Origin of the sequence: Accumulibacter sp. (assembly GCF_029255145.1) — a bacterium.
In the GTDB taxonomy this organism is placed as follows: Bacteria; Pseudomonadota; Gammaproteobacteria; order Burkholderiales; family Rhodocyclaceae; genus Accumulibacter.
In genome coordinates this window covers 1-21,245 of sequence record NZ_JAPUVQ010000143.1, presented here as the reverse complement: position 1 = coordinate 21,245, position 21,245 = coordinate 1, and the positions used below count along the sequence as shown (strand labels likewise).

Annotated in this window: 19 protein-coding genes; 16 read left to right on the top strand and 3 right to left on the bottom strand. The window is 63.8% G+C overall.

Going from position 1 to position 21,245, the window contains the following annotated elements:
* Positions 1–27 precede the first annotated feature (27 nt).
* Entirely contained in the window at positions 28–2,769 is a 2,742-nt protein-coding gene (locus Q1L50_RS17630) for a pitrilysin family protein (RefSeq protein WP_300341331.1), read from the bottom strand.
* 379 nt (positions 2,770–3,148) lie between these two features.
* Between Q1L50_RS17630 and Q1L50_RS17625 the strand changes: the two genes are divergently transcribed.
* A complete protein-coding gene (locus tag Q1L50_RS17625) occupies positions 3,149–3,427 on the top strand; it encodes a hypothetical protein (RefSeq protein WP_300341329.1) in 279 nt (92 codons plus the stop codon).
* A 134-nt stretch (positions 3,428–3,561) separates the two neighbouring features.
* On the opposite strand, the gene Q1L50_RS17620 is transcribed toward Q1L50_RS17625, so the two are convergent.
* Positions 3,562–5,400 (bottom strand): SulP family inorganic anion transporter, encoded by a 1,839-nt coding sequence (locus Q1L50_RS17620; RefSeq protein ID WP_300341327.1) that lies wholly within the window; start codon positions 5,398–5,400, stop codon positions 3,562–3,564.
* Positions 5,401–5,613: 213 nt separating this feature from the next.
* Here Q1L50_RS17620 and Q1L50_RS17615 point away from each other — a divergent pair, with 213 nt between their 5' ends.
* From Q1L50_RS17615 to Q1L50_RS17565, 11 genes are all read left to right on the top strand, one after another.
* Complete coding sequence (locus tag Q1L50_RS17615; protein WP_300341325.1) at positions 5,614–6,381, top strand: FadR/GntR family transcriptional regulator; 768 nt, start codon at positions 5,614–5,616, stop codon at positions 6,379–6,381.
* Positions 6,382–6,445: 64 nt separating this feature from the next.
* Positions 6,446–7,927: an FAD-linked oxidase C-terminal domain-containing protein gene (locus Q1L50_RS17610; protein ID WP_300341323.1), complete on the top strand. Its 1,482-nt coding sequence runs from the start codon at positions 6,446–6,448 to the stop codon at positions 7,925–7,927.
* On the top strand, positions 7,927–8,994 hold the full coding sequence (gene glcE / locus Q1L50_RS17605; protein WP_300341322.1) for a glycolate oxidase subunit GlcE: 1,068 nt from the start codon (positions 7,927–7,929) through the stop codon (positions 8,992–8,994). Before Q1L50_RS17610 ends, glcE begins: the two co-directional genes overlap by 1 nt.
* Positions 8,995–9,007: 13 nt before the next feature.
* Entirely contained in the window at positions 9,008–10,261 is a 1,254-nt protein-coding gene (glcF, locus tag Q1L50_RS17600; RefSeq protein WP_300341321.1) for a glycolate oxidase subunit GlcF, read from the top strand.
* A 45-nt stretch (positions 10,262–10,306) separates the two neighbouring features.
* Positions 10,307–11,980 carry an AMP-binding protein gene (locus Q1L50_RS17595; protein WP_300341403.1) on the top strand — a complete coding sequence of 558 codons (1,674 nt, stop codon included), beginning with the start codon at positions 10,307–10,309 and terminating at the stop codon, positions 11,978–11,980.
* A gap of 90 nt (positions 11,981–12,070) precedes the next feature.
* Positions 12,071–12,283, top strand: coding sequence for a hypothetical protein (locus Q1L50_RS17590; protein ID WP_300341319.1), 213 nt, complete (start codon positions 12,071–12,073; stop codon positions 12,281–12,283).
* Positions 12,284–12,308: 25 nt separating this feature from the next.
* Positions 12,309–12,608, top strand: a complete 300-nt coding sequence (locus Q1L50_RS17585) for a hypothetical protein (RefSeq protein WP_300341317.1) — start codon at positions 12,309–12,311, stop codon at positions 12,606–12,608.
* A gap of 380 nt (positions 12,609–12,988) precedes the next feature.
* Entirely contained in the window at positions 12,989–13,345 is a 357-nt protein-coding gene (locus tag Q1L50_RS17580; RefSeq protein ID WP_300341315.1) for a hypothetical protein, read from the top strand.
* A gap of 7 nt (positions 13,346–13,352) precedes the next feature.
* The gene (locus tag Q1L50_RS17575) at positions 13,353–13,625 is read left to right on the top strand and encodes a hypothetical protein (RefSeq protein WP_300341312.1); all 273 of its coding nucleotides are present in this window, start codon (positions 13,353–13,355) and stop codon (positions 13,623–13,625) included.
* Complete coding sequence (locus Q1L50_RS17570) at positions 13,618–13,824, top strand: hypothetical protein (RefSeq protein WP_300341309.1); 207 nt, start codon at positions 13,618–13,620, stop codon at positions 13,822–13,824. Before Q1L50_RS17575 ends, Q1L50_RS17570 begins: the two co-directional genes overlap by 8 nt.
* Before the next feature lie 90 nt (positions 13,825–13,914).
* Positions 13,915–14,727: a protein phosphatase 2C domain-containing protein gene (locus tag Q1L50_RS17565; RefSeq protein WP_300341306.1), complete on the top strand. Its 813-nt coding sequence runs from the start codon at positions 13,915–13,917 to the stop codon at positions 14,725–14,727.
* On the opposite strand, the gene Q1L50_RS17560 is transcribed toward Q1L50_RS17565, so the two are convergent.
* Positions 14,704–16,176, bottom strand: coding sequence for a DEAD/DEAH box helicase (locus Q1L50_RS17560; RefSeq protein WP_300341401.1), 1,473 nt, complete (start codon positions 16,174–16,176; stop codon positions 14,704–14,706). The genes Q1L50_RS17565 and Q1L50_RS17560 overlap by 24 nt on opposite strands.
* 1,190 nt (positions 16,177–17,366) lie before the next feature.
* Here Q1L50_RS17560 and Q1L50_RS17555 point away from each other — a divergent pair.
* From Q1L50_RS17555 to Q1L50_RS17545, 4 genes are all read left to right on the top strand, one after another.
* Entirely contained in the window at positions 17,367–17,810 is a 444-nt protein-coding gene (locus Q1L50_RS17555) for a hypothetical protein (protein WP_300341303.1), read from the top strand.
* A gap of 38 nt (positions 17,811–17,848) precedes the next feature.
* A complete protein-coding gene (locus Q1L50_RS20095) occupies positions 17,849–18,649 on the top strand; it encodes a reverse transcriptase domain-containing protein (protein ID WP_366145263.1) in 801 nt (266 codons plus the stop codon).
* 4 nt (positions 18,650–18,653) lie between these two features.
* Positions 18,654–19,442: a formylglycine-generating enzyme family protein gene (locus Q1L50_RS17550; RefSeq protein ID WP_300341300.1), complete on the top strand. Its 789-nt coding sequence runs from the start codon at positions 18,654–18,656 to the stop codon at positions 19,440–19,442.
* Positions 19,443–19,653: 211 nt separating this feature from the next.
* Entirely contained in the window at positions 19,654–20,907 is a 1,254-nt protein-coding gene (locus Q1L50_RS17545) for an HDOD domain-containing protein (RefSeq protein ID WP_300341298.1), read from the top strand.
* The last annotated feature ends 338 nt before the right edge of the window (positions 20,908–21,245 follow it).

Here is a 21,245-nt window from a genome sequence, read left to right as displayed (position 1 = left end):
GTCGGCCGGCGTGGCCTCCCGCCGCCGTCAGTTTGCGTTCCCCTTGCTGACGTCGGTGGCGACGACCAGCGTCAGCCGCTCGGGGTCGATGTACTTGCGGAAAGCGGCGTTGACCCGTTCCGGGGTGAGCGCCATGATCTTGTCCTCGAAGTCCTTCGAAAACTGCCAGTCGCGGCCGAGGTCGAGAAACGAGACCCAGCGGGAAGCGACCGCGCCGTCCTGTGAACGTTCGACGGCGCGTGCTTGAAGGAGCCCCTTCTTGGCTTCGGCGACCTCTTCCGCCGTGAAGCCGTCAGCGCGCGCACGCCGCAACTCCTCCAGGAAAGCCTGTTCGGCGCGGTTGGCGTTCTGCGGCGCGGCCATCGCCGCAAAGGTCCAGGTCGACAGATGCTCGCGGCTGCCGACCGACAGCGACGAACCGACGCTGTAGCTGAGTCCGTCCTTCTGGCGCAGGCGATCCAGCAGTCGGCTGGACAACCCGGTGGTGCCGCCAAAGATGTCATTGGCCAGGTAGAGGGCCGGGGCGTCGGGGTCATCGTCGCGCAACATGAGGTCGAGACGGGCGCGCACGAAGGCGTTTTCCTTGTCGGGGGTGTCGATCACGAGGCGCTGAGGGTCAACCTGGCGGTACTCGCGGTCGACGCGGCCATACGGCGAGCGGGAGACGTATTCCGGGAAAAGCCGCTTGAGCTCGTCGATGATGGCTTTTTCATCGAAGTCGCCAACGATCGCGATTTCGCCGCGCGCCGTGCCGATTAGCTGGCGGTGATAAGCGGTGACCTGCTCGAGTGTCGTCTGGCGCAGCTGTTCGATACGCTCGGTCAACTGCGCGTGGTAACGCGGGTCGCCGGGGGGATAGGTGTTGAAGTGGGCGGTCAGTGCGTCGCGAGAAAGTTCCTGAGGATTGTCGAGCTGGGCCTGCATGGCGGTCAGGGTCTGGCGTTTGAGTTCTTCGAACTCGGCCGCCGGGAAGCTCGCGTCGTGGAACAGTTGCGCCACGAGGCGGAGTGCTTCGGGGAGATGGTCGCGGGTGGTCTCGAAGTGGCTCAGGTCGCCGTTGACCTTCAGACGGGTGAGTTCGTCGGCGATCTGCTGGCGGCTCAGCTGGCTCGTGCCGCGCGCCAGCATGGCTACCGCCAGGCCGCCTGCCACCTCGCGATTACGCAGTGAGTCCTGGTCCCCCCAACGGAATTTGATGGCCACGTTCACCGTCTGGCCGCGGTTCTTCTTCGGCAGCAGCGCGACCTTCAGCGCACCAAAGCTCGGCAGGTCGGTCCGTCGGTTGATGTTCTCCGGCGAGGCGTCGAAAGCCTCGCCGGCGTCGCCTTTTTCCTGCGGCTTGAAGTTCGCCAGCAGTTCGGCAGCGCTCGGCGCCTCGGTGATCACCGCCCGCTGCGGCGAATCCTCGGGGATGAAGGTGCCCAGCACTCGGTTGTCGCGCACGAAGTACTTGCTGGCGGCAGCGTCGATCTGCGCCGGCGTGATCTGCGCCAGTTGATCCCGGGCATGGAAAAAGAGCCGCCAGTCGCCCAGCGCGATGTACTCGGACAGCATCACCGCAAAGACCTCCGGGTCGGCTAGGGCTCGCTCGTAAGCCGTCCGCGCCTGGTCGACCGCGCGACCGAGCTCGGCCGTGGTCGCCGCGTCGTCGGCGAAGCCGCCTTCGAGCACCTCGATCATCCGCTCGCGAACGCGATCCAGTGATTCGCCCTTCTTGACCATTGCGCCGAAGACCACGAATCCGGGCTGACGGGCGTCGACAGTGAACGCGAACACCTGGGCCGCCAGTCCCGGCTGGACCAGCGCCTTGTAGAGACGACCGTTCGGCGTGTCGCCGAGGATCTCGCTGGCCATCGCGACGGCGTCCGAGTCGGCGTGCAGGCTCGACGGCGTGCGGTAGGCGAGGGTCACGAGCTGGATCTCGCCTTTGCGGCGGACCGCGAACTGGCGCTCGCCGTCGGCCGTCGGCTCGACCGTCCATGACGTCGGTAATTCGCGCGTCGGCTTCGGCAGCCTGCCAACACTGGCGACAATCCACTTGACCGCCTGCTGTTCGTCGAACTTGCCGGCGACCGTCAGAACCGCATTGTCCGGCTGGTAGAACTGCCGATAGAAGGCCTGCAGGTTCTCGATCCTGACGTTCTCGATGTCGCTGCGGGCACCGATGGTGTTGTGGCGATAGTTGTGCCAGTCGAAGAGCATCGATTGCATCCGTTTCAGCATCACGCTGGACGGGTTGTTTTCTCCCATTTCGAATTCATTGCGGACGACGCTCATCTCGGAGTCGAGGTCTTTCCTGGCGATGAACGAATTGACCATCGCGTCGGCGCTCCACCCCAGAGCCCACTTGATGTTGGCTTCGCTGGCCGGAAAAGTCAGGTAGTAGTTGGTCCGGTCCAGCCAGGTCGAGCCGTTGATCTGGAAACCGCGCGCCTTGAACTCGCGGGTCGGATCGGGGAAATTCTTCGATCCTTTGAAAAGCAGGTGTTCGAGCAGGTGCGCCATGCCGGTCTCGCCATAGTTCTCATGGCGCGAGCCGACCAGGTAGGTGACGTTGACGGTGGCTGTTGGCTTGGCGGCATCCGGAAACAGGATGAAGTGCAGGCCGTTGGCCAGTCGGTATTCCGTGATCCCTTCGACCGTGCTCAGCTTTTCGACGCCCGGGGGCAGTTTCGTTGGCATGGCCTGCCCGGCGCCAAACGCATGCGGCGCGAAAGCCAGCAGCAGTGGCCACAGCAGGCAGACGAACGTCTTCATCCATCGGGTCATCAGCATCACTCCACGAATCTCGCGCTTGGCGATCAGGGGTCAGCGTTGCGCCAGGTGACGGCAGCTTGCAGAAACGTGGCTCGCCGCTTTCCGGAAGAGGAACGGCCCGCGCAGAGGGAGGGTCTGGGCGGGCCGGGTGCTACGGCCGGTGCCGCTCGGGGGGAGGGGGAGAGCGCGGCAGCGACAGGACGGAGATTAGCGAATCCGCCGAGCATGATCTGTTGCATCTCTGTCCCCATTGTGTAACTGCGTGTGATCTGGCATGGCCTGGCTGAACGCCGACGCTCTGGCCCCTGCTATTGCCATCCATTCAGCAGAGCTGGCATTATCCTCGACTCGAGTCGCCGTTGGGGCGCCGCAATCAGAAAGGGAGCTAGAGATGAATCACGAATCGGACGATCAGGGAATGGCGGCGGTCTTGCTGGAGCGTCTGGAAAAAGAGCGGCTGCCGCGGGCGATCGATCTGAAGGCGAAAGTGGACGCCGGCGAGCGGCTCGACGACATGGACATCGCTTTCCTCGAACGGGTATTTACCGACATGGAGGATAGCAAGGCACTCGTCGCCCGTCATCCCGAATATGGCGAACTGGCGGCAAGATTGATCAATCTGTACGAACAGATTACTGCCAAGGCCCTGGCGAACGAGAAGACCGGCTGACCCGCCTGCCGGTGCTTCCTGCGCAGGCCGTCGGCGTGCGTTGCCCCGGTTCAGAGTCCCGCTCACGGGCGCCCGCGGCCGGCGCGTTCTCAGTCGTCTCCACAGCGCATCACCCCGAGCTCCTGTCCGATCCGCTAGCCGGCTGCCGGCCCGGGTGCCCGCGGGGCATTGACCGAAGCTGACGCTGGCGTCGGCGGGTTGTCCTGGTCTCCTGCCGCCGCGGCCGCCGCGGCCGCCGCGTCTGTTTCGTCGGCGCTGCCGTCCGTTTCTGCGGCGGCCACGTCCAGGTCCTCACGCACCCGCCAATGGCGAATCGCTTGGCGCATGGTTGGAAACGCGCGCTGCTGCAGGGACTCGTCGGGGTGTTTGGTGGTGATCAGCCATTGCTCGAACTCGATCTGCCGGCCCGCCAGGATCAGCGTGACGTTCTTCGCCGCGAGTTCCGCATCGAGCCTTTCCAGCGTATCGATACCGGTGATGTCGACGTCCGTCATGGCGATCATGTCGAGCACCACGCGCTCGACGGGAGCGGGCTGGCGGGCGATCGCCCGATGCACTTCCGCACGGAAATGATTGGCGTTGAAGAAGACCAGAGGACCACAGAAGCGCAGCAACAGCAGGCCATCGATGATTGCCGCATTCGGGAACAGCTTGTGGTTGTACAGCCCCGAGCGGCCGGGAATATTGACCAGTTCTTCGCAGTCGGGCCGTGCCACCCGACGAATGAACATCAACAAGGCCAGGCCGACGGCGAGCATGATTGCCTTGATGGCGCCGAAAGCGAGGACACCGAGCATGGTGATCACGCCGAGCACCAGAGCCGAACGTTCAATCTGGTGATAGCGCCTGAAAACCTGAAAATCGAGCAAGGACCACGAGGCAAACATCAGCACGACACCGAGTGCCGGAATCGGCAACCAGGCCAGCGAAGCGGTACCGACCAGCAGCAGCAGCGAAATCGTCAGCGCGGCGATGATGCTGACCAGCTGGGTGCGACCGCCATTCGAGTCGCTGACCGCAGTGCGCGAATCGGCACCGGTGACCGCAAAGCCCTGCGACAGCGCCGAGACAATGTTGGCCAGACCGAAGGCCGCGAATTCGCGGTCCACGTCGATGTCGTAGCCGTTGCGTTCGGCGAAACTGCGCGCGGTGAGCATGCCGCTGGTGAACAGCACCAGAGCCAGACCGGCCGCCGACGCTGCGATTTCGCCGACGACGTCGACGTGCAGTTCCGGCCATTCGAGATCGGGCAAGCCGCCGGCCACCGGGCCGATCAGCGCCACCCCATGCTTGTCGAGCCCGAACAGAAAAGCCGCCAGACCGGCGATGATCATCGTCGCCAGCGACGCCGGCACGCGTTTGGTATAACGCGGCATGAAGAACATCACCGCCGCGCAGCAGATCGACAGGACGACCGTTGGCCAGTGTGCTGTGAGCACCAGGTGCGGGATCTCCAGCAGCTGTTTGAAGAAACGCGTCGCTTCCGGTTTGCTGCCGAGGACCTTGCCGACCTGGCCGATCAGGATCGTCAGCGACACGCCGTTGAGCAGACCAATGATGATCGGTTTGGCCAGGAAGTCTGCCAGGCCACCGAGGCGAAGGAAGCTCGCCGCCAGGCAGAAGGCGCCGGTCAGCAGCGTCAGCGCGATGCCGTAAGTCAGGTAGAGGCCGCTATTGCCAGCGGCCAGCGGTGCGATCACCGCGGCGAGCATCGCGCAGGTGGCGGCGTCGGGACCGATGATCAGCTGTCGCGAGGTGCCGGCAAAGGCATACACCACCATCGGCAGGATCGAGGCATACAAGCCGGTCGACGGACTGAAGCCGGCCAGTTGGGCGTAGGCGATGGCGATCGGAATGGCCACCGCGGCCACCGACAGACCGGCCCGCAAGTCGTATGGCAAGTCGGCAGCACGATACTTGAGCAAGGGCTGCAGTCCGGGCAAGACGCGATTCAGATGGGCAAGAGCTTGCATTCTGTGACCTCGACGGTTCGTTCAAGCAAGGCCGGCTGCCGCTGGTAGCGGGCCCCGGGGCTGTCGCAGCGAGCGGCCGATTGTATCAGAAAGCCAATTCGGGTCGTCCCGGGCGCTGTCGGAGGCGTGAGCGTTGGATGGGTGGGTCGCAGGTATTGCATCAGGCGCTGCTTGTAGTATTCTGCCGCGAAGTTGTCAGACAACCGGATCGCCATGGTCACCAACGAACTGATGCACAACGATCTGAAGGAAATTGCTCGCCGGCCTCGCCTGAGCGAGGAGGTGTCGATGGCCCTCGAAGGGAAGATCGCGCGCGGCGAGATCAAACCCGGTGAGCGTCTGCCCGTCGAAAAAGTGTTGGCCGAAACCTTCGGCGTCAGCCGCGCCGTGGTTCGCGAAGCCGTGGCGCGACTCAAGGCCGACGGCCGCGTCGAGACGCGGCAGGGCGCGGGGGCCTTCGTCGCGCTGGCGCCAAAGAGTCTGAACCTCCGCTTCTGGCAGGGAGACGGCCCGGCGCTGGCCGAGTTGCGCGAGATCTTCGAATTGCGCGCGATGGTCGAAAGTTCGATTGCCGAACTCGCTGCCCGCCGTCGGCTGCCGGCCGACGTGACCGCGATACGGTGCTTCCTGCAGGCGATGGACGATGCGCTGGCGACCGGCAGCGATGGCTCGGAAGCCGATGACGATTTTCATCTGGCGATCGCCGCCGCAACCCATAACAGCTACGCGCATCGCCTGCTGGAATTCCTCGGTCGCCACTTTTCCGAGTCGCGGCGCCTGGCGTGGACCATGCCAGGGCGCAACGGCGTCTTGCCTGAGGAGGCGCAGACCGAGCACCGGCGGATCTTCGAGTCGGTCGCCGCCGGCGACCCCCGTGGCGCGCGTCGTAATGCCCACGAGCACGTGCGCTGCGCAGCGCTGCGGGTGGGTATCGAACTGGCCGACGATCTGATCAGCGAGCGCAGCAGTGATCGCCGCTAAGCAGTGCCGCCATCCTGACGCGCGCTTCACCGTAGTCACCAACCACGTCGTCTGAGGAAAGTCCATGAGCATGGAAACCACCGTTGCCGAGCGGCGCTTCACGTTCGACCGGCAGGCTCTGACAGCTCGATTGCGCGAGCTACTGCCAGAGCACGCGCTGCTCGCCGAGGAAGAGGACATGCGGCCCTACGACTGCGACGGGCTCACCGCCTATCGGCAGTTGCCGCTGCTGGTCGCCCTGCCGGAGGATGAAGCGCAGACGCAGGCAATCCTCAGGGTATGTCACGAGCTGCGCGCGCCGGTGGTGCCGCGGGGTGCCGCCACTGGCCTCTCGGGCGGGGCGACGCCGCATTCCGACGGTGTTCTGGTCTCGCTGGCCAAGCTCAAGAAGATCATCAGCGTGGACCCGCTGGCGCGGACGGCGGTCGTCCAGCCGGGGGTGCGCAACCTGTCGGTCTCGGAGGCGGCGGCGCCGTACGGTCTCTACTATGCGCCCGATCCTTCGTCGCAGATCGCCTGCACCATTGGCGGTAATGTCGCCGAGAATGCGGGTGGTGTGCATTGCCTGAAATACGGGCTGACCGTGCACAACGTCTTGCGCGTGCGCGGCCTGACCATTGAGGGCGATGTCGTCGAGTTCGGCAATGCCGCGCTCGATGCGCCAGGCTACGACCTGCTGGCGCTGCTCAACGGCTCGGAAGGACTGCTGGCGATGATCACCGAGGTGACCGTCAAGCTGACCCCCAAGCCCGAGCTGGCGCAGGTGGTGATCGCCTCCTTCGCCGACGTGCGGCGGGCCGGCGATGCGGTCGCCAGCATCATCGCCGCCGGGATCATTCCCGCCGGCCTGGAAATGATGGACAAGAAGGCGATTCACGCCGTTGAGCCCTATGTCAACGCGGGCTACGACATGGATGCCGAGGCGATCCTGCTCTGCGAGTCGGATGGCACCCCGGAAGAAGTCGCCGAGGAGATCGGCCGGATGACGGCGGTGCTGGAAGCGAGCGGCGCGGCCGGGATTCGCGTCTCGCAGAACGAAGCCGAGCGCCTCAAGTTCTGGGCGGGGCGCAAGGCGGCGTTCCCGGCGGTTGGCCGAATCACCCCCGACTACCTGTGCATGGACGGAACGATTCCGCGCAAGCGTCTGGCCGAGATGCTGGACGCGATCAACACCCTGTCGGAGAAGTACGCCCTGCGCTGCGCCAACGTTTTTCACGCCGGTGACGGCAATCTGCATCCATTGATCATGTACGACGCCAACCAGCCGGGAGAACTCGAGCGCGCGGCGGCCTTCGGCGCCGCCATCCTCCAACTGTCGGTCCGCTTGGGCGGCACCATTACCGGCGAGCACGGCGTCGGTATCGAGAAGATCGATGTCATGGCCGAGCAATTCACGCTGGCCGAAATCGCCGCTTTCCACCGGCTCAAGAAGTCTTTCGACGAGCACGGCCTGCTCAACCCCGGCAAGGGCGTGCCGACGCTGGCCCGTTGTCGCGAATACACCCAGGCCCGCGCCGGCGGCGCGGCTATTTCGCCGAGGTTCTGATGAGCACATTGATCGAAAACTGGATCGGTCAGATCGCCGACGCGGCCAAGTCCGGGCGCATGCTGGCGATTCGTGGCGGCGGCAGCAAATCCTTCTACGGGGGGCCGGAACAAGGCGAGCGCCTCGATGTCCGCGGTCACCGCGGTATCGTCGCCTACGAACCGACGGAACTGGTGGTCACCGCGCGCGCCGGAACACCGCTCGTCGAACTGGCGGCGGCGCTGGCCGAGAAGGGTCAGTGGCTGGCTTTCGAACCGCCGCATTTCGGGCCGTCGGCAACCGTTGGCGGGATGCTCGCCAGCGGCCTGTCCGGGCCGCGTCGGCAGGCGGTCGGTGCGCTGCGCGATTTCGTTCTCGGCGCCAGATTGTTGAGCGGTGCCGGCGAGGAACTCTCCTTTGGCGGGCAGGTAATGAAGAATGTGGCCGGTTACGATGTGCCGCGGCTACTCGCCGGCAGCCTTGGGACGCTGGGGGTGGTGCTGGAGGTCTCGCTGAAGGTGCTGCCGCTGCCAGTGGCCGAAAAGAGCGTGCGCTTTGCGGTCGATGAAGCGGCTGCGCTGGGCAGGCTCAATCAGTGGGGTGGCCGGCCATTGCCGATCTCTGCCTCGGCCTGGCACGATAGCGTGCTGACCCTGCGGCTGTCGGGGGCGACGGCGGCCGTGCAGGCGGCGCAACGGACGCTGGCCGGCGACGACCTGGCGGACGCCGATGCAACGGCTTTCTGGCAGTCGTTACGCGAGCAGACGCATGCCTTCTTTGCCGGTGACGCGCCGCTATGGCGTCTCTCGCTGCCATCGGTGGCGCCGCCGATGGCGCTGGGGCCGACGCTGATCGAATGGGGCGGCGCCCAGCGCTGGCTGCGTACGGGCGATGCCGGGGCGATCCGCGCGGCTGCGGTCAAGGCCGGTGGGCATGCGACGCTGTTCCGTGGCGACGATACACTGAAGGCCGCGGCCGGCGTATTCCAGCCGTTGACCGCGCCGCTGGCACGAATTCATCGCAATCTGAAGCACGCCTTCGATCCGCAAGGGGTGTTCAACCGTGGCCGGATGTATCCGGAACTATGAGAGTCCGCTGAGCATGCAAACCAATCTCGCTGATTTCATCAAGGACACGCCGGCCGGTCACGAAGCTGACGCCATCCTGCGTACCTGCGTGCACTGTGGCTTCTGCACCGCCACTTGTCCGACTTTCCAGTTGCTCGGCGACGAACTCGACGGGCCACGTGGGAGAATCTACCTGATCAAGCAGATGCTCGAAGGGCAGCCGGTCACCGAGCGGACGCAGCTTCACCTCGATCGCTGCCTGAGTTGCCGGGCCTGCGAAACGACCTGTCCATCGGGCGTCAAGTACCACCGCCTGCTGGAGATCGGCCGCGAGGTCGTCGAGCAGCGCGTGCCACGCCCCTTCGTCGTCCGGGCGACGCGTTTCCTGCTCTGTGAGGCGTTGCCCCGGCGCTGGATTTTCCGGCCGGCAGTGACCATCGGCCGCTGGATGCGGCCGCTGCTGCCGGCGGCACTGGCGGCCAAGGTGCCGACGGTCGCCGGCGGTCCGGCCAGACCCTGGCCGCGGCCGGCGGGGCACCGGCGCCGGATGATTGCCCTGGCCGGTTGCGTGCAGCCGATCCTGACTCCCAATACCAATGCGGCGACGGCGCGGGTGCTCGACCGGCTTGGGATCGAGTTGCTCGAGGCGCCCGCTGCCAACTGCTGCGGTGCGCTGCGCTATCACCTGCACGCGCAGCAGAAGGCGCTCGACGACATGCGGCAGGTGATCGACGCCTGGTGGCCCGATGTCGAGAGCGGGCGCGTCGAGGGATTCGTGATGACTGCCTCCGGCTGTGGTGAGCACGTGCGCGAGTACGGCAATTTGCTCAAAGACGATCCGGTCTATGCCGACAAGGCCGCCCGCATCGCGGCCATGACGCGCGATGCCTCCGAGGTATTGGCTGCCGAAGGTGATCAGCTCGAGGCATTGCTGCGCCAGGCCAGCGCCACCGCCGGTCAGCGCGTCGCCTTCCACTCGCCCTGCACGCTGCAACACGCACAGAAGATCCGCGGCGTCGTCGAGGTTCTGCTTGCTGCCGCCGGCTATCAGCTCTCGCCGGTGGCCGATCCACACCTGTGCTGCGGTTCCGCGGGCACCTATTCGATCAGCCAGCCGGTGCTCGCCGAGCAGCTGCGTGATAATAAGCTGGCCGCCATGCAAGCCGGTTCGCCGGCGGTTCTGGTAACCGCCAATATCGGCTGTCAGACGCACCTGCAAGGTGGTAGCCAGCTGCCGGTGCGGCACTGGATCGAGTTGATCGACGAGCGTTTGAGCGGCGGCTCCTGAGTCGCCCGCAGGGTTTCTGGGCCCGGCTGGGGGAGAGCGATGAAGATGGCCAATCAGGCCGGCAGCTATGCGGAACTTTGCCGGAACTTCCGCTGGCAGGTACCCGAGCATTTCAACATCGGGGTCGACGTCTGCGGCCGCTGGGCCGAGGATCGCAGCCGCTTTGCGCTGTACTACGAGGACGAGAGCGGCTTCACGTCCGCGCATACCTTCTGGGACATCCAGCGCGCGGCAAACCGCCTTTCAAACGTGCTGGCAGCTCTCGGCACGCTGCCTGGCGACCGCATCGCGATCCTCCTGCCACAATGCCCGGAGACAGCCATCGCGCATGTCGCGATCTATCAAATGGGCGCGCTGGCGGTACCGCTGTCGCACCTCTTCGGGCCGGATGCACTGGAGTACCGGCTTGGCGACGCCGGCGCGCACCTGGCCATTGTCGATGAAACGACGCTGCCGAGGGTGCAGGAGATTCGCCACCGGCTGCCGGCGTTAAGACATATCCTTGGCGTCGGCGCGGCGACCGGTGACGGCATCAAGCGCTGGGCGGAAGTGCTCGAACTGGCGTCGACGCGCTACACGCCGACGCTTACCGCAGCCGACGACCCGGCGATGATCATCTATACCAGCGGCACGACCGGCAAGCCGAAGGGCGCGCTGATGGCGCACCGGACGCTGCTCGGCAATCTCAGCGGTTACGTCTGCTCGCATGACTCCTTCCCGCAGGCGCGCGACATGTTCTGGTCGCCGGCCGACTGGGCGTGGACCGGCGGCCTGTGGGACGTGCTGCTGCCGACCTGGCACTTCGGGATGCCCTTGCTGGCCTACAAGGGCCGCTTCGACCCTGGCAAAGCCTTTGCCCTGATCGAGAAATACGCGATCCGCAATACCTTCCTCTTTCCGACCGCCTTGAAGATGATGATGAAGGCGGTGCCCGAGCCGAAGGCGAAGTACGATCTCGACCTGCGGACGATCATGAGCGCCGGCGAGCCGGTCGGTGAAGCGGTCTTTCATTGGGCGAAGGAAAGGCTCGGGGTGACGATCAACGAGATGTTCGGGCAGACTGAAATGAATTACGTCGTCGGCAATTGCGCTTCGCGATGGCCGGCGAAGCCGGGGGCGATGGGCAGGGCCTATCCGGGGCACCGCGTAGCGGTGGTGGACGACCAAGGCCAGGTCCTGCCACCGGGCGAGCTTGGTGAGGTTGCCGTCCACCGCCAGTGCCAGGGCGAGGACGATCCGGTGATCATGCTTGGCTACTGGCAGAATCCCGAGGCAACGGCAGCGAAGTTCGTCGGTGACGGCTGGGGGCTGACCGGCGACCTGGCGAAGGTCGATGGCGACGGCGACCTGTGGTACCAGGGGCGTGCCGACGACGTCTTCAACAGTGGCGGTTATCGTATCGGCCCGTCCGAGATCGAGAACTGCCTGCTCAAGCATCCGGCGGTCGCCAACTGTGCGGTGATCGGCGTACCGGACGACCTTCGCGGAACGCTGGTCAAGGCCTTTGTCGTCCTGCAAGCCGGCGTCGCTGGCAGCCGGGGGCTGGTAGACGAACTGCAGCAGCAGGTGAGCCGGCATCTGGCACCCTACGAGACGCCGAAAGCGATAGAATTCGTCGATGCGCTGCCGATGACCACTACCGGAAAAGTTCAGCGGCGCCTATTGCGTGCTCGCGAAGAGGGAAGGTTGGTGAATGCTGGAGAGCCGGGACAACGATGAAGCAGGTGGAGCGCTTGAGCGAACAGCCGGGAGCAGCCCGAGCGGCGGCACAGGCTCGGTCTGCGTGCCGCTTTCGTTGACGCGTTTGCGATGATCGAGCCGTTCTTCGACCCGCAGCAGGGGTGGGCCGGGCAGTCGCTCGAACATCTGGCGTACCGCGTCGTGCGCGAGAACTTTCCCGCCCTGGACAGTGACGAGGTTCACGCCCTGGTGGTCGCTGCGCACCGGTTGTATATCGAGCGCCATCCCGATCGCAGCGATCATTTGCCCCGCCCGACCGAACTGCTGCGGGCAAACCTCTAGAACACTACGTTAGAACTCTGTGGCTATGGACATCGAACGCTTCTCGAAAATTTCCAGTGACCCAAAGCTTACCCGCGAGCAACTTAAGACCATGCGGGCAAACGCGCTTTCGAAGAACAAGCTTGAGCATGTTCGCGTAGCCGAAGAAATACTTCGCGAGCGCTTTTCCGAAAAATCTCAAAAGCACGGCGGAGACAGAACGCCAACAACGGCGGTTTTTCGCGGCCAGACCGCCTTCTTCGAGAGCGGAAAAGAAGTCTACATTTGGCTAGTTAACCAATTTTGCGGTTATCGAAAAAGCGTTCTGTCGGAGTACGACCAGTGACACGCTCGTGCAGGAAGCCGGTCTCGCGGCAAGCGCTTTGCACCAGACCCGCTTTCTCTCTTCCCGCTTGGATCAAGTCGCGGCGGCAACTCTGCCTACTATTCGTCCGTCTGCAATGGTTGGTTTGCGGACGTTAACCTCAATCACGACGACAAGTTCGCTGCACTGCTACAGTTGTCATATTTTACTAAGCTTGAATACGAACTCGACTGGGATTTCAAGGTTACGGGAGCAACAAGGCAGTTAAGTGAACACCAGGATATCGTTATTCGCGGCCGTAAACTTCTCGACGAGCTTCTGGGGAAATGACGAGTTCTAACCATTCGCTCGAATAAAAATACGGGACAGATCACGGTTTTCTGAACCAAGGCGCCGAAATCATGAAACGTAAGGTTTACATCGAAACATCCGTCATTAGCTATTTGACGGCCCGCCCCAGCAAGAACGTTATTGAAGCAGGCCATCAGCAGACCACTTACCTCTTCTGGGATCGGCGTAGCGAATTCGATCTGGTGGCGTCAGAATTGTTATCACTGAATGCGGCGCGGGAGAGGCGTTGGTGCATAAATCCAATTTTTAGATCAGAATGTGGGGGACTTCTTTCCGGAGGTGACGTTCTGACGCCCATTGGTGGTGGCCAGTGTTCCAATTCCGCTTCAAATCGCAAGAGAAGTGGGGTGTCGATGTTTATGCACCAACGCCGCGGGAGATGCCTCCGCGGCGACCAGACGGCTTGACGCGCTGTTGGCGATACCGCTGCTCGACATTACCGCCCGCAGTGTTGATCTGGCGAAGGGGCTGGTTGCCGCTGGAATTGTTCCGGTCAGGGCGACTGAGGATGCTATGCATATTTCGATTGCTACAGTTCATTTCGTAGATTATCTGCTGACGTGGAACTGTCGGCATATTGCCAATCCGGAGATTCAGGCGCGAATCGCCGAGCATTTTCGGCAGCACGGCTTGTTCCTGCCTTTCATTTGCACACCTGACGAACTCTTGGGAGACGACAATGACTGATAGCATCATTCACGAATTACGTGCGATTCGCGAGCAGCACGCCGCCAGCTTGGATTTCAATCTCGACCGCATATTTGCTGATCTTCAGGCACGCCAGAACAAACACGCAGCGGAAGGGTGGACGATCATTCCCGCTCCTGCCGGTCCGCCACCAGAGCCTAACTTGGCATTGCAGCGGACTCGCTTCGCTCACCGCTGAACTTGACGGTCGACGTCAGCCTGGTCGCCCACCTGCTTTGCCAGGCGGTGCGGCTGCAGGCGACGTGCCGGCTCCTTGGAAAGTCAATCAATGCCGATTTCGATCGATGCCTGCGTCGCCCAGCACCAGGGTGACCGTCGCGAGCAGCAGGACCGGGTAGCCATCCTGCCGCACCCGCGCGGGGGGGGCGTCGCGCTGGCAGTGCTGGCCGACGGGATGGGCGGCCACACCGGCGGGGTCCTTGCCGCACAGCAGGTTATCCACACCGCGCGCGATAATCTCGAGCGCTTTTCGGCGCGCACCGAATCAGCCCGAACTCTGCTGGAGTCGAGCATCAACGAAGCGCACATGCTGATCAAGGCTTCGCGCTTCATCAATGAGAAGGACCCGCACAGCACCGCCGTGATGATGCTGTTGCAGCCCGGCAAGGTCAGCTGGGCACACTGCGGCGACAGCCGCTTTTACCGTTTTCGGGGCGATAGCCTGATCTTTCGCAGCACCGATCATTCGTACGTCGCGCAACTGGTGGTGCAGGGCCGGGTGACGCCTGAGCAGGCTCTCGTCCATCCCCACCGCAACATCCTGCTGACCTCTCTGGGTGGCGTCGAAGCGCCCAAGATTGCTTTCGGCGAAGCCGATGAGCTGCAGGTGGGTGATACCTTCCTGCTCTGCTCGGACGGCCTGTGGGCCTATTTCACCGACCAGGAACTGGCGTGGGTGATCGACGGTGCGTCTTCGGCGCGCGAAGCATCCGAATTGCTGATCGGCCGGGCGCGGGCATTGGGCAATGGTGACGGCGACAATATCTCGATGGCCATCCTCAAGCTGGTTGAGGCGCCGGTTCCCGAGCAGGCCGCCGTCCCCGGCGCCGGTGTGTTGCTAGCGTCCCAGCCCGCCAAGTAGCGCCGCTACCGCGCGTCGCCGCTTGTGCGGGTGCTCGTGGCTGAGCGCCTTGCTGGCGTCCTCGCCGACTGCGGCGGCAACCGGATGCGGTTCGGTGCTTTGGTAGGGCTTGCTGAAATCGAAACCGTCGGCGGCGAGATGGCTGGGGCGCCGCCCGCCACCGTGGTTGCTCGTTCTGGCTCCATCCCGCGGCGCGCTGCGGCCCGGCGAGCGTTCGCCGCGCGCTGCCGGCGCGATCGGTGCTGGCGGTGGTGCCGCCGGCGGCCGGCGATGGCGCTTGTCGCCCGGCGGGTAGGTGTACTCGTATTCCGGCTCGAAGCCCGCCACGATCACCTGCTCGACCTTGATCCGGATCAGCTTCTCGATGTCGACCAGGTACTGCACCTCGCTCGCAGAGACCAGCGAAATCGCCGTTCCCGCCTTGCCCGCGCGGCCGGTACGGCCGATCCGGTGGATGTAGTCTTCCGGCGTGTGCGGCAGTTCGAAGTTGATCACGTGCGGCAATTCGTCTATATCGAGGCCGCGCGCCGCAACGTCGGTAGCGACCAGCACCAGCACCGAACCATCCTTGAACGCTTCCAGCGCTTTCAGACGTTCCAGTTGGGTCTTGTCGCCATGGATCGAATCGGCGGCAATGCCGGCTCGCTGCAAGTCGCGCGCAAGTTTGTTGGTCTCGATCTTGGTACGGGTAAAGATCAGCACCTGATTGAAATCGGACGAGCGCAGCAGCTTGACCAGCAGGGCTCGTTTGGCGTCGCTCGCTACCGGATGGACGCGGTGGGTGATCGTGTCGGAAACGGTGTTGCGCTGGGCCACTTCGATCAGTTCGGGTGACTTGAGCATCCGGTCGGCGAGCCTCTTGATCTCTTCCGAGAAGGTCGCCGAGAAGAGCAGGCTCTGGCGTTGCTGCGGCAGCATGTTGATGATCCGCGTGACGTCAGGGATGAAGCCCATGTCCAGCATCCGGTCGGCCTCGTCGAGGACCAGCGCCTGGACGCTGTTGAAGTGCAGACACTTCTGCTCGACCAGATCGAGCAGGCGGCCCGGCGTGGCAACCAGCACCTCGACGCCGCAGCGGATTTCGGCGATCTGCGCCTTGATGTCGACGCCACCGTACACGCAGCAGCTCCGGATCGGAACGTGCCTGCTGTAGGTCTTGACCGACTCGTGCACCTGGATTGCCAGTTCGCGCGTCGGTGCCAGCATCAAGACCCTGACTGGGTGGCGTGCGGGCGACGGGCTGGGGCTGGCGAACGGCAGAATGCGTTGCAGGAGCGGCAGCGTGAATGCGGCGGTCTTGCCAGTGCCGGTCTGGGCGCCGCCCATCAGGTCGCGGCCCGCGAGAACCAGTGGTATCGCTTGCGCCTGGATTGGTGTTGGTTCGAGGTAGCCCTTGTCGGCAACGGCTTTGAGCAGATCGGGCGCCAGGCCGAGGTCGGTGAAACGTATTGGGGGGGATGCCTTCAAATCGCTCAAAGCAGTCAACGCTCGATCGCACTAAAACGTGATTATACCTTTATTCGGCGCGCCCGCCGGGCTTTAGCCTTGGTCAACGTGGCATGGCCTGAAGGACGGGTCTCCTTCCAGCCAGGAACGGGCCCGAGGAAGAGAAATCGCAGGAGAATTGCGGTGCGGGTTGGTCATCGCAAGGATGGTGCTCAACATGAAGAAGCACGGTTGACCACGATCGAGCCGCTCCTCAGCGCCGGCACCTCGATTGGATTCTCGGCGGCAGGCAACGCTGGCGAGCGGTATGAGCATCTCTGTCGCTTCCTCAAGCTCAAGACCTTGCGGGCCGGGGTCGCAAGAAGCGCGAGCGTGGCGTTCTGCTGAGGTACCTGCGATAGGCGCGACTGCTGACATCACCACCATTCAATCCATCGCTTGCATACGGAATCCTCTGAATTTCCAAGTCCGACAGACTGCCGGAACGATCAGCAGGCACCCCGCAGACCGAACGTCGAGCACACGCCAGAAGGGACGGCTCCCTGGTGGCGCCGCCGCCACTGGCGTTGCGGTGATTCAATGATGGCGCCGCCTTGGCGCGGGAAACGGCCTCGCCGATCACCAGCAGTTCGGCGCACAGGCCGCGCCGGGTCGACACCGTGTGGAGAGCCGCGTCCTCACGGCCTGACGACCGCTGTGACGAAAACGACACTTTCAGGAGCCTCGTTCGCGGTATATTGCCCGCTGTGGCGGGGCCGTTTAACCCATCTTCCCGTGGGTCGTGCCAACGCGCTGTTTTCCAGCGCGTGCGAATCCCGCCCGGCAACTTTCGCTGCGGCCGGTAGCAACTGGGGCAGTGGTGGAGCCAACGAAGCGGCTGAAGCCTCCGGTATGGAGGGTTCTTCAAGGAACCTGGCGAGCATGCAGGCCGTAATGTGAATGAACACCGGGCAGGCCTCGAAAAGGTTGATGCGCAAGTCGCCCCGCCAGAATGACGGGTGAGACCACAGTCGCAGGCGAATGCGAGCGAAACGCAGTCTGTGGTCCGGCCCGGGTAGTGGTGATCGCATGTGTGGAAGATGGGCGACGCGGCGTGGCAGAGAGGCGCGTAGGACCGTTGAAGTCGGCTAATGCCGATGGAGCAAAGGGGCCTCAGTTCAAGACCAACGCCAGAAGCCGAAAGGGACAGGAGATTGGACAACGTGCAAACTCCGACAAGTGTTCAGAAACTGCGGACGGTGTTACACGCCAAAACGAAGGAAGAACCCGGGTACCGGTTCTACCTCCCTTACGACAAGATGCACCGACCGGACGTACGCGATCAGGTCTACCGAAGCTGCAAAGCCAACCAGGGATTCGCCGCGGTGGATGGAGGGCCTCTTGAAGACATCGAAGCGTATGGAGAACAACGCTGGCTTGGGGAACTGGCGGAACGGCCAAAGAAGAAAGACTGCCGAGCGGAAGCGGTCAAGCGGGTCTCGATGCCAAAGCCGAACGGCAGACTGCGCCCCTTGGGGATACCGACGATAACCGACCGAGTCGTACCAACGGTGATCCTGCTCGGGCTGGAACTCATCTTTGAAGCAGGTCTGCTGCCGGAGCGGTATGCCTGTCGGGCGGGGCGCGGGGCGCGGTAGGAACGGTTCATCGTCTCTTGAAAACAGGATACCGGCAAGTGACAAGAGCGGATCCAACCGGCCATTTCGATGGCATTCTGCACGCAGACTTGATGAAACGCGTCACCGATCGGGTCGTTGACCGGCAGGTTCTGCAACTCGTCAGGCGATGGCTGGAGGCGCCGGTGGAAGAAGACGATGAACACGGTCACCGGCAACGGACGCCATCCAACCGGGATACCGCACGCGGTACGCCGCAAGGGACCCCGATTCCACCGCTGCTGTCGAATCTGTGCATGCGGCGCTTGATCCTCGGATGGAAGACTTTGGGGTATGCGCGTCGCCGGTCGGCGCGAATTGTCAATCACGCGGAAGACTTGGTCATCTGCTGCAAGGGTCGGGGAGATGACGTCATGGGCGCGATGCGAGCCATGATGGCGACCCTGATGCTGACGGTGAACGACGACGAGACACACCGGCGCTCGTTCGCTGCATCGTCGGCAAGATCCTCGCGGCGAGACCGAAAACCTCCCGGCACGTCGGCTTGCCGCCGCCTCTGTCGGCTAATGGAAACGGCTAATAGACGAAGACGATTCTTGGTTCAGCTGCCTGCTGCTGCCGATCGAGACGAGAAAAGCATGCTCGGCGACTCCGCACCAGACTCCGCACCAGCGACACCATCGTCGGTACAAGACGCGCCTGGCCGGGGCGTCGGGGAAGCCCCGGCCATGCCTCGATCGCCGCAAGTGTTGGGCCAACGATGCGAGCGGCTGTCTCGCTGCGCCGGTCACCAGCCCTCTCCCGCCACCACCACTGCGAAAGCTCACGATGCCAGACCCTATACGTCCGAGAAACGCTGAAGCTGTGATCGCCGACCCGTTCCCGGTGGCCTGGACCAGCGACCTTGTCGAGGATTCGTTTGGACGTTCGCTGCTGCTGACCGTCGGTGAGGAGCGGCAGCGCTTTCGCTGGATCGAGCCAGGGCGATTCTTGATGGGTTCGCCGACCGACGAGGCAGAGCGTGGCCGTACGGAAATCCCACACGAAGTCACTCTGAGCAGCGGTTTCTGGCTAGCCGACACCACCTGTACACAGGCCTTCTGGCAGGCAGTGTGGCCTGTCAACCCGAGCCATTTTCAGGATCATGGCGACAACCCGGTCGAAAACGTCAGCTGGCATGACGCCCAGGGGTTCATCGCTGAATTGAACAGGCGACTACCGGGCCTACACGCGCGGCTACCAAGCGAGGCGGAATGGGAGTATGCATGCCGCGCCGGCACGAAAACGCCGTTTGCCTTTGGTGACCAGATCACTCCGGATCTGGTGAATTACCACGGTGGCTACCCCTACGCTGGCGGAGAGAAGGGCCTCTATCGCCAGCGTACCGCTGCCGCCGGCTCACTTCCAGCGAACCCCTGGGGCCTGCATGAGATGCACGGCAACGTCTGGGAATGGTGTGCCGACTGGTACGCCGAGTACCCAAGCGAGCCCCAGCTTGACCCGCGTGGCCCCAGGTACGGCAAGCAAAGGGTACTGCGAGGAGGCACCTGGGGTGACCCAGGGCGCTACGCCCGCGCCGCCAACCGAGGCCGGATCGAACCCGCCTATAGACCGCGCAGCAGTGGCTTCCGCATCGCTCTGGGGCATCGTTGACCGCCGGAGCCGAGCGTACTGTACGGAGAGCGGCGCCCCGATTCCCGGTATCTGACGTGTCGGCCCCCGCCCGACACACCGGCGCGGATGCTAAGATTCGAGGCTGCCAAGCAGCACGCAGATGCGGCCAGGCGGACCGGTCTTGCAACAGTTCCATTGACCGGCCCAGACGCGATCAATCGCCACGCCAGACCGCAGGAAATTACGGCCCATGACTGATCAGGCTCTCCAGAACGCTTTCCTCTTCCGCCAACCGATTCTGGACCGGAAGCAGGAACTGGCCGGCTACCACTTGTCGTTCCACCAAGGTCAGCAGGTCGCCGACGACGACCCTGCCGACTGCGGCGTAGGGGCGCCTTTATGCGCCGCCTATTCCGAACTCGGCATGCACAGTGCATTGGGCAAGAGCTGCGCCTTTATCAGCGTCGACGCCAAATTCTTGCAGCAGCAAGTGATCGAGCTGTTGCCGCCGACAAACGTCGTCCTCGAGTTGTTGCTCGATGGCGTACCCGATCCGGCCACATTGACGCGTTGCCGGGTCCTGATTGAGCGCGGCTATTCTCTGGCGCTGAGCAACTACCAGGGCATCGACAACCGCAGCCGGCCACTGCTGCCGATCGTCGACTTCGTCAAGATCGACCTCGCGCATACCGAACTGAGCCGGCTCCAGGATCTGGCCGGTTCGTTGCGACACCTTCCGCTCAAGCTCCTGGCGCAGGGCGTTGATAGTCACGAGCAGATGGAGCGCTGTCGAAGCGCGGGCTTCGCGCTGTTCCAGGGCCGCTACTTCGCGCAGGCGGAAATCGTCAGCGGTCGTCGCCTCTCGGCCTCGCACAGCGCCCTGATTCGTTTGTGCAATCTGGTCGGCCGTGACGTCGAAACGGCGGTCATCGAAGATGCCTTCAAGCACGAACCGGCGCTGACCCTCAACCTGCTGCGCATAGTAAATTCGGTTGGCCGCCTGGGCAACCGCGTGGGGCAGCCGGTAACCTCGCTGCGTCACGCGATCGCCCTGCTTGGGCGGCGCCAGTTGCAGCGCTGGTTGTCCCTGCTACTACTGGCGCCAGGCCACGACTCGGGCGACCCGACCCGATCGCCATTGCTGCAGGTTGCCGCCCTGCGCGGGCGAATGATGGAACTGCTCACCGAGAAGGGTCAGCCGGGCGAGCGCAAGATGGCCGATCTGGCGTTCCTCACCGGCATCCTGTCGATGATGCCGACAGCGCTGGGTCTGCCGATTGACGAAATACTCGAACAGATCGCCGTGGAGCGGGAAGTGGGCAGCGCCCTGCGTCGGCACGACGGCCTGCTGGGAACCATCCTGGCATTGCTTGAGTGCTTCGACAACGATGACGCGGCGTGTTGCGACCGGCTGTTGTCCATGCTACCCGGCGGCTTCGACCGGCAGACGCTGAACACCGGCCTGAGCGTCGCGCTACGATGGCTGAACGGCAGCAGCGAATAAGGGCGCTCGATCGGCACCCTGCCTGCGCGCATTTCATCCCAACCTGAACGTTTATCTCGCCAAGGCCAGACCGCCGATTCATGCAGCATCCCACAACCGGTCACGATCACGCCCAACGACCGCTTGTCGTGTGCTTTCGGTAACGCTGCAAAGCCCCGGCCACCGGACGCAAGCCGCCCCAGCACGGGGGCGATCCAGCTCCTGGAGGATGCTTAGGCGAGCAAGAAGAGCGGCGAGACCCTGCCGCTGTGCGACTCAGTCCGGCGGCGCTTCAGCCTCGTTGGCGGCGGCAGCCTCGGCGCGGGCCAGCGCCTCGGTGTAGTTCCAAGGCATCCACG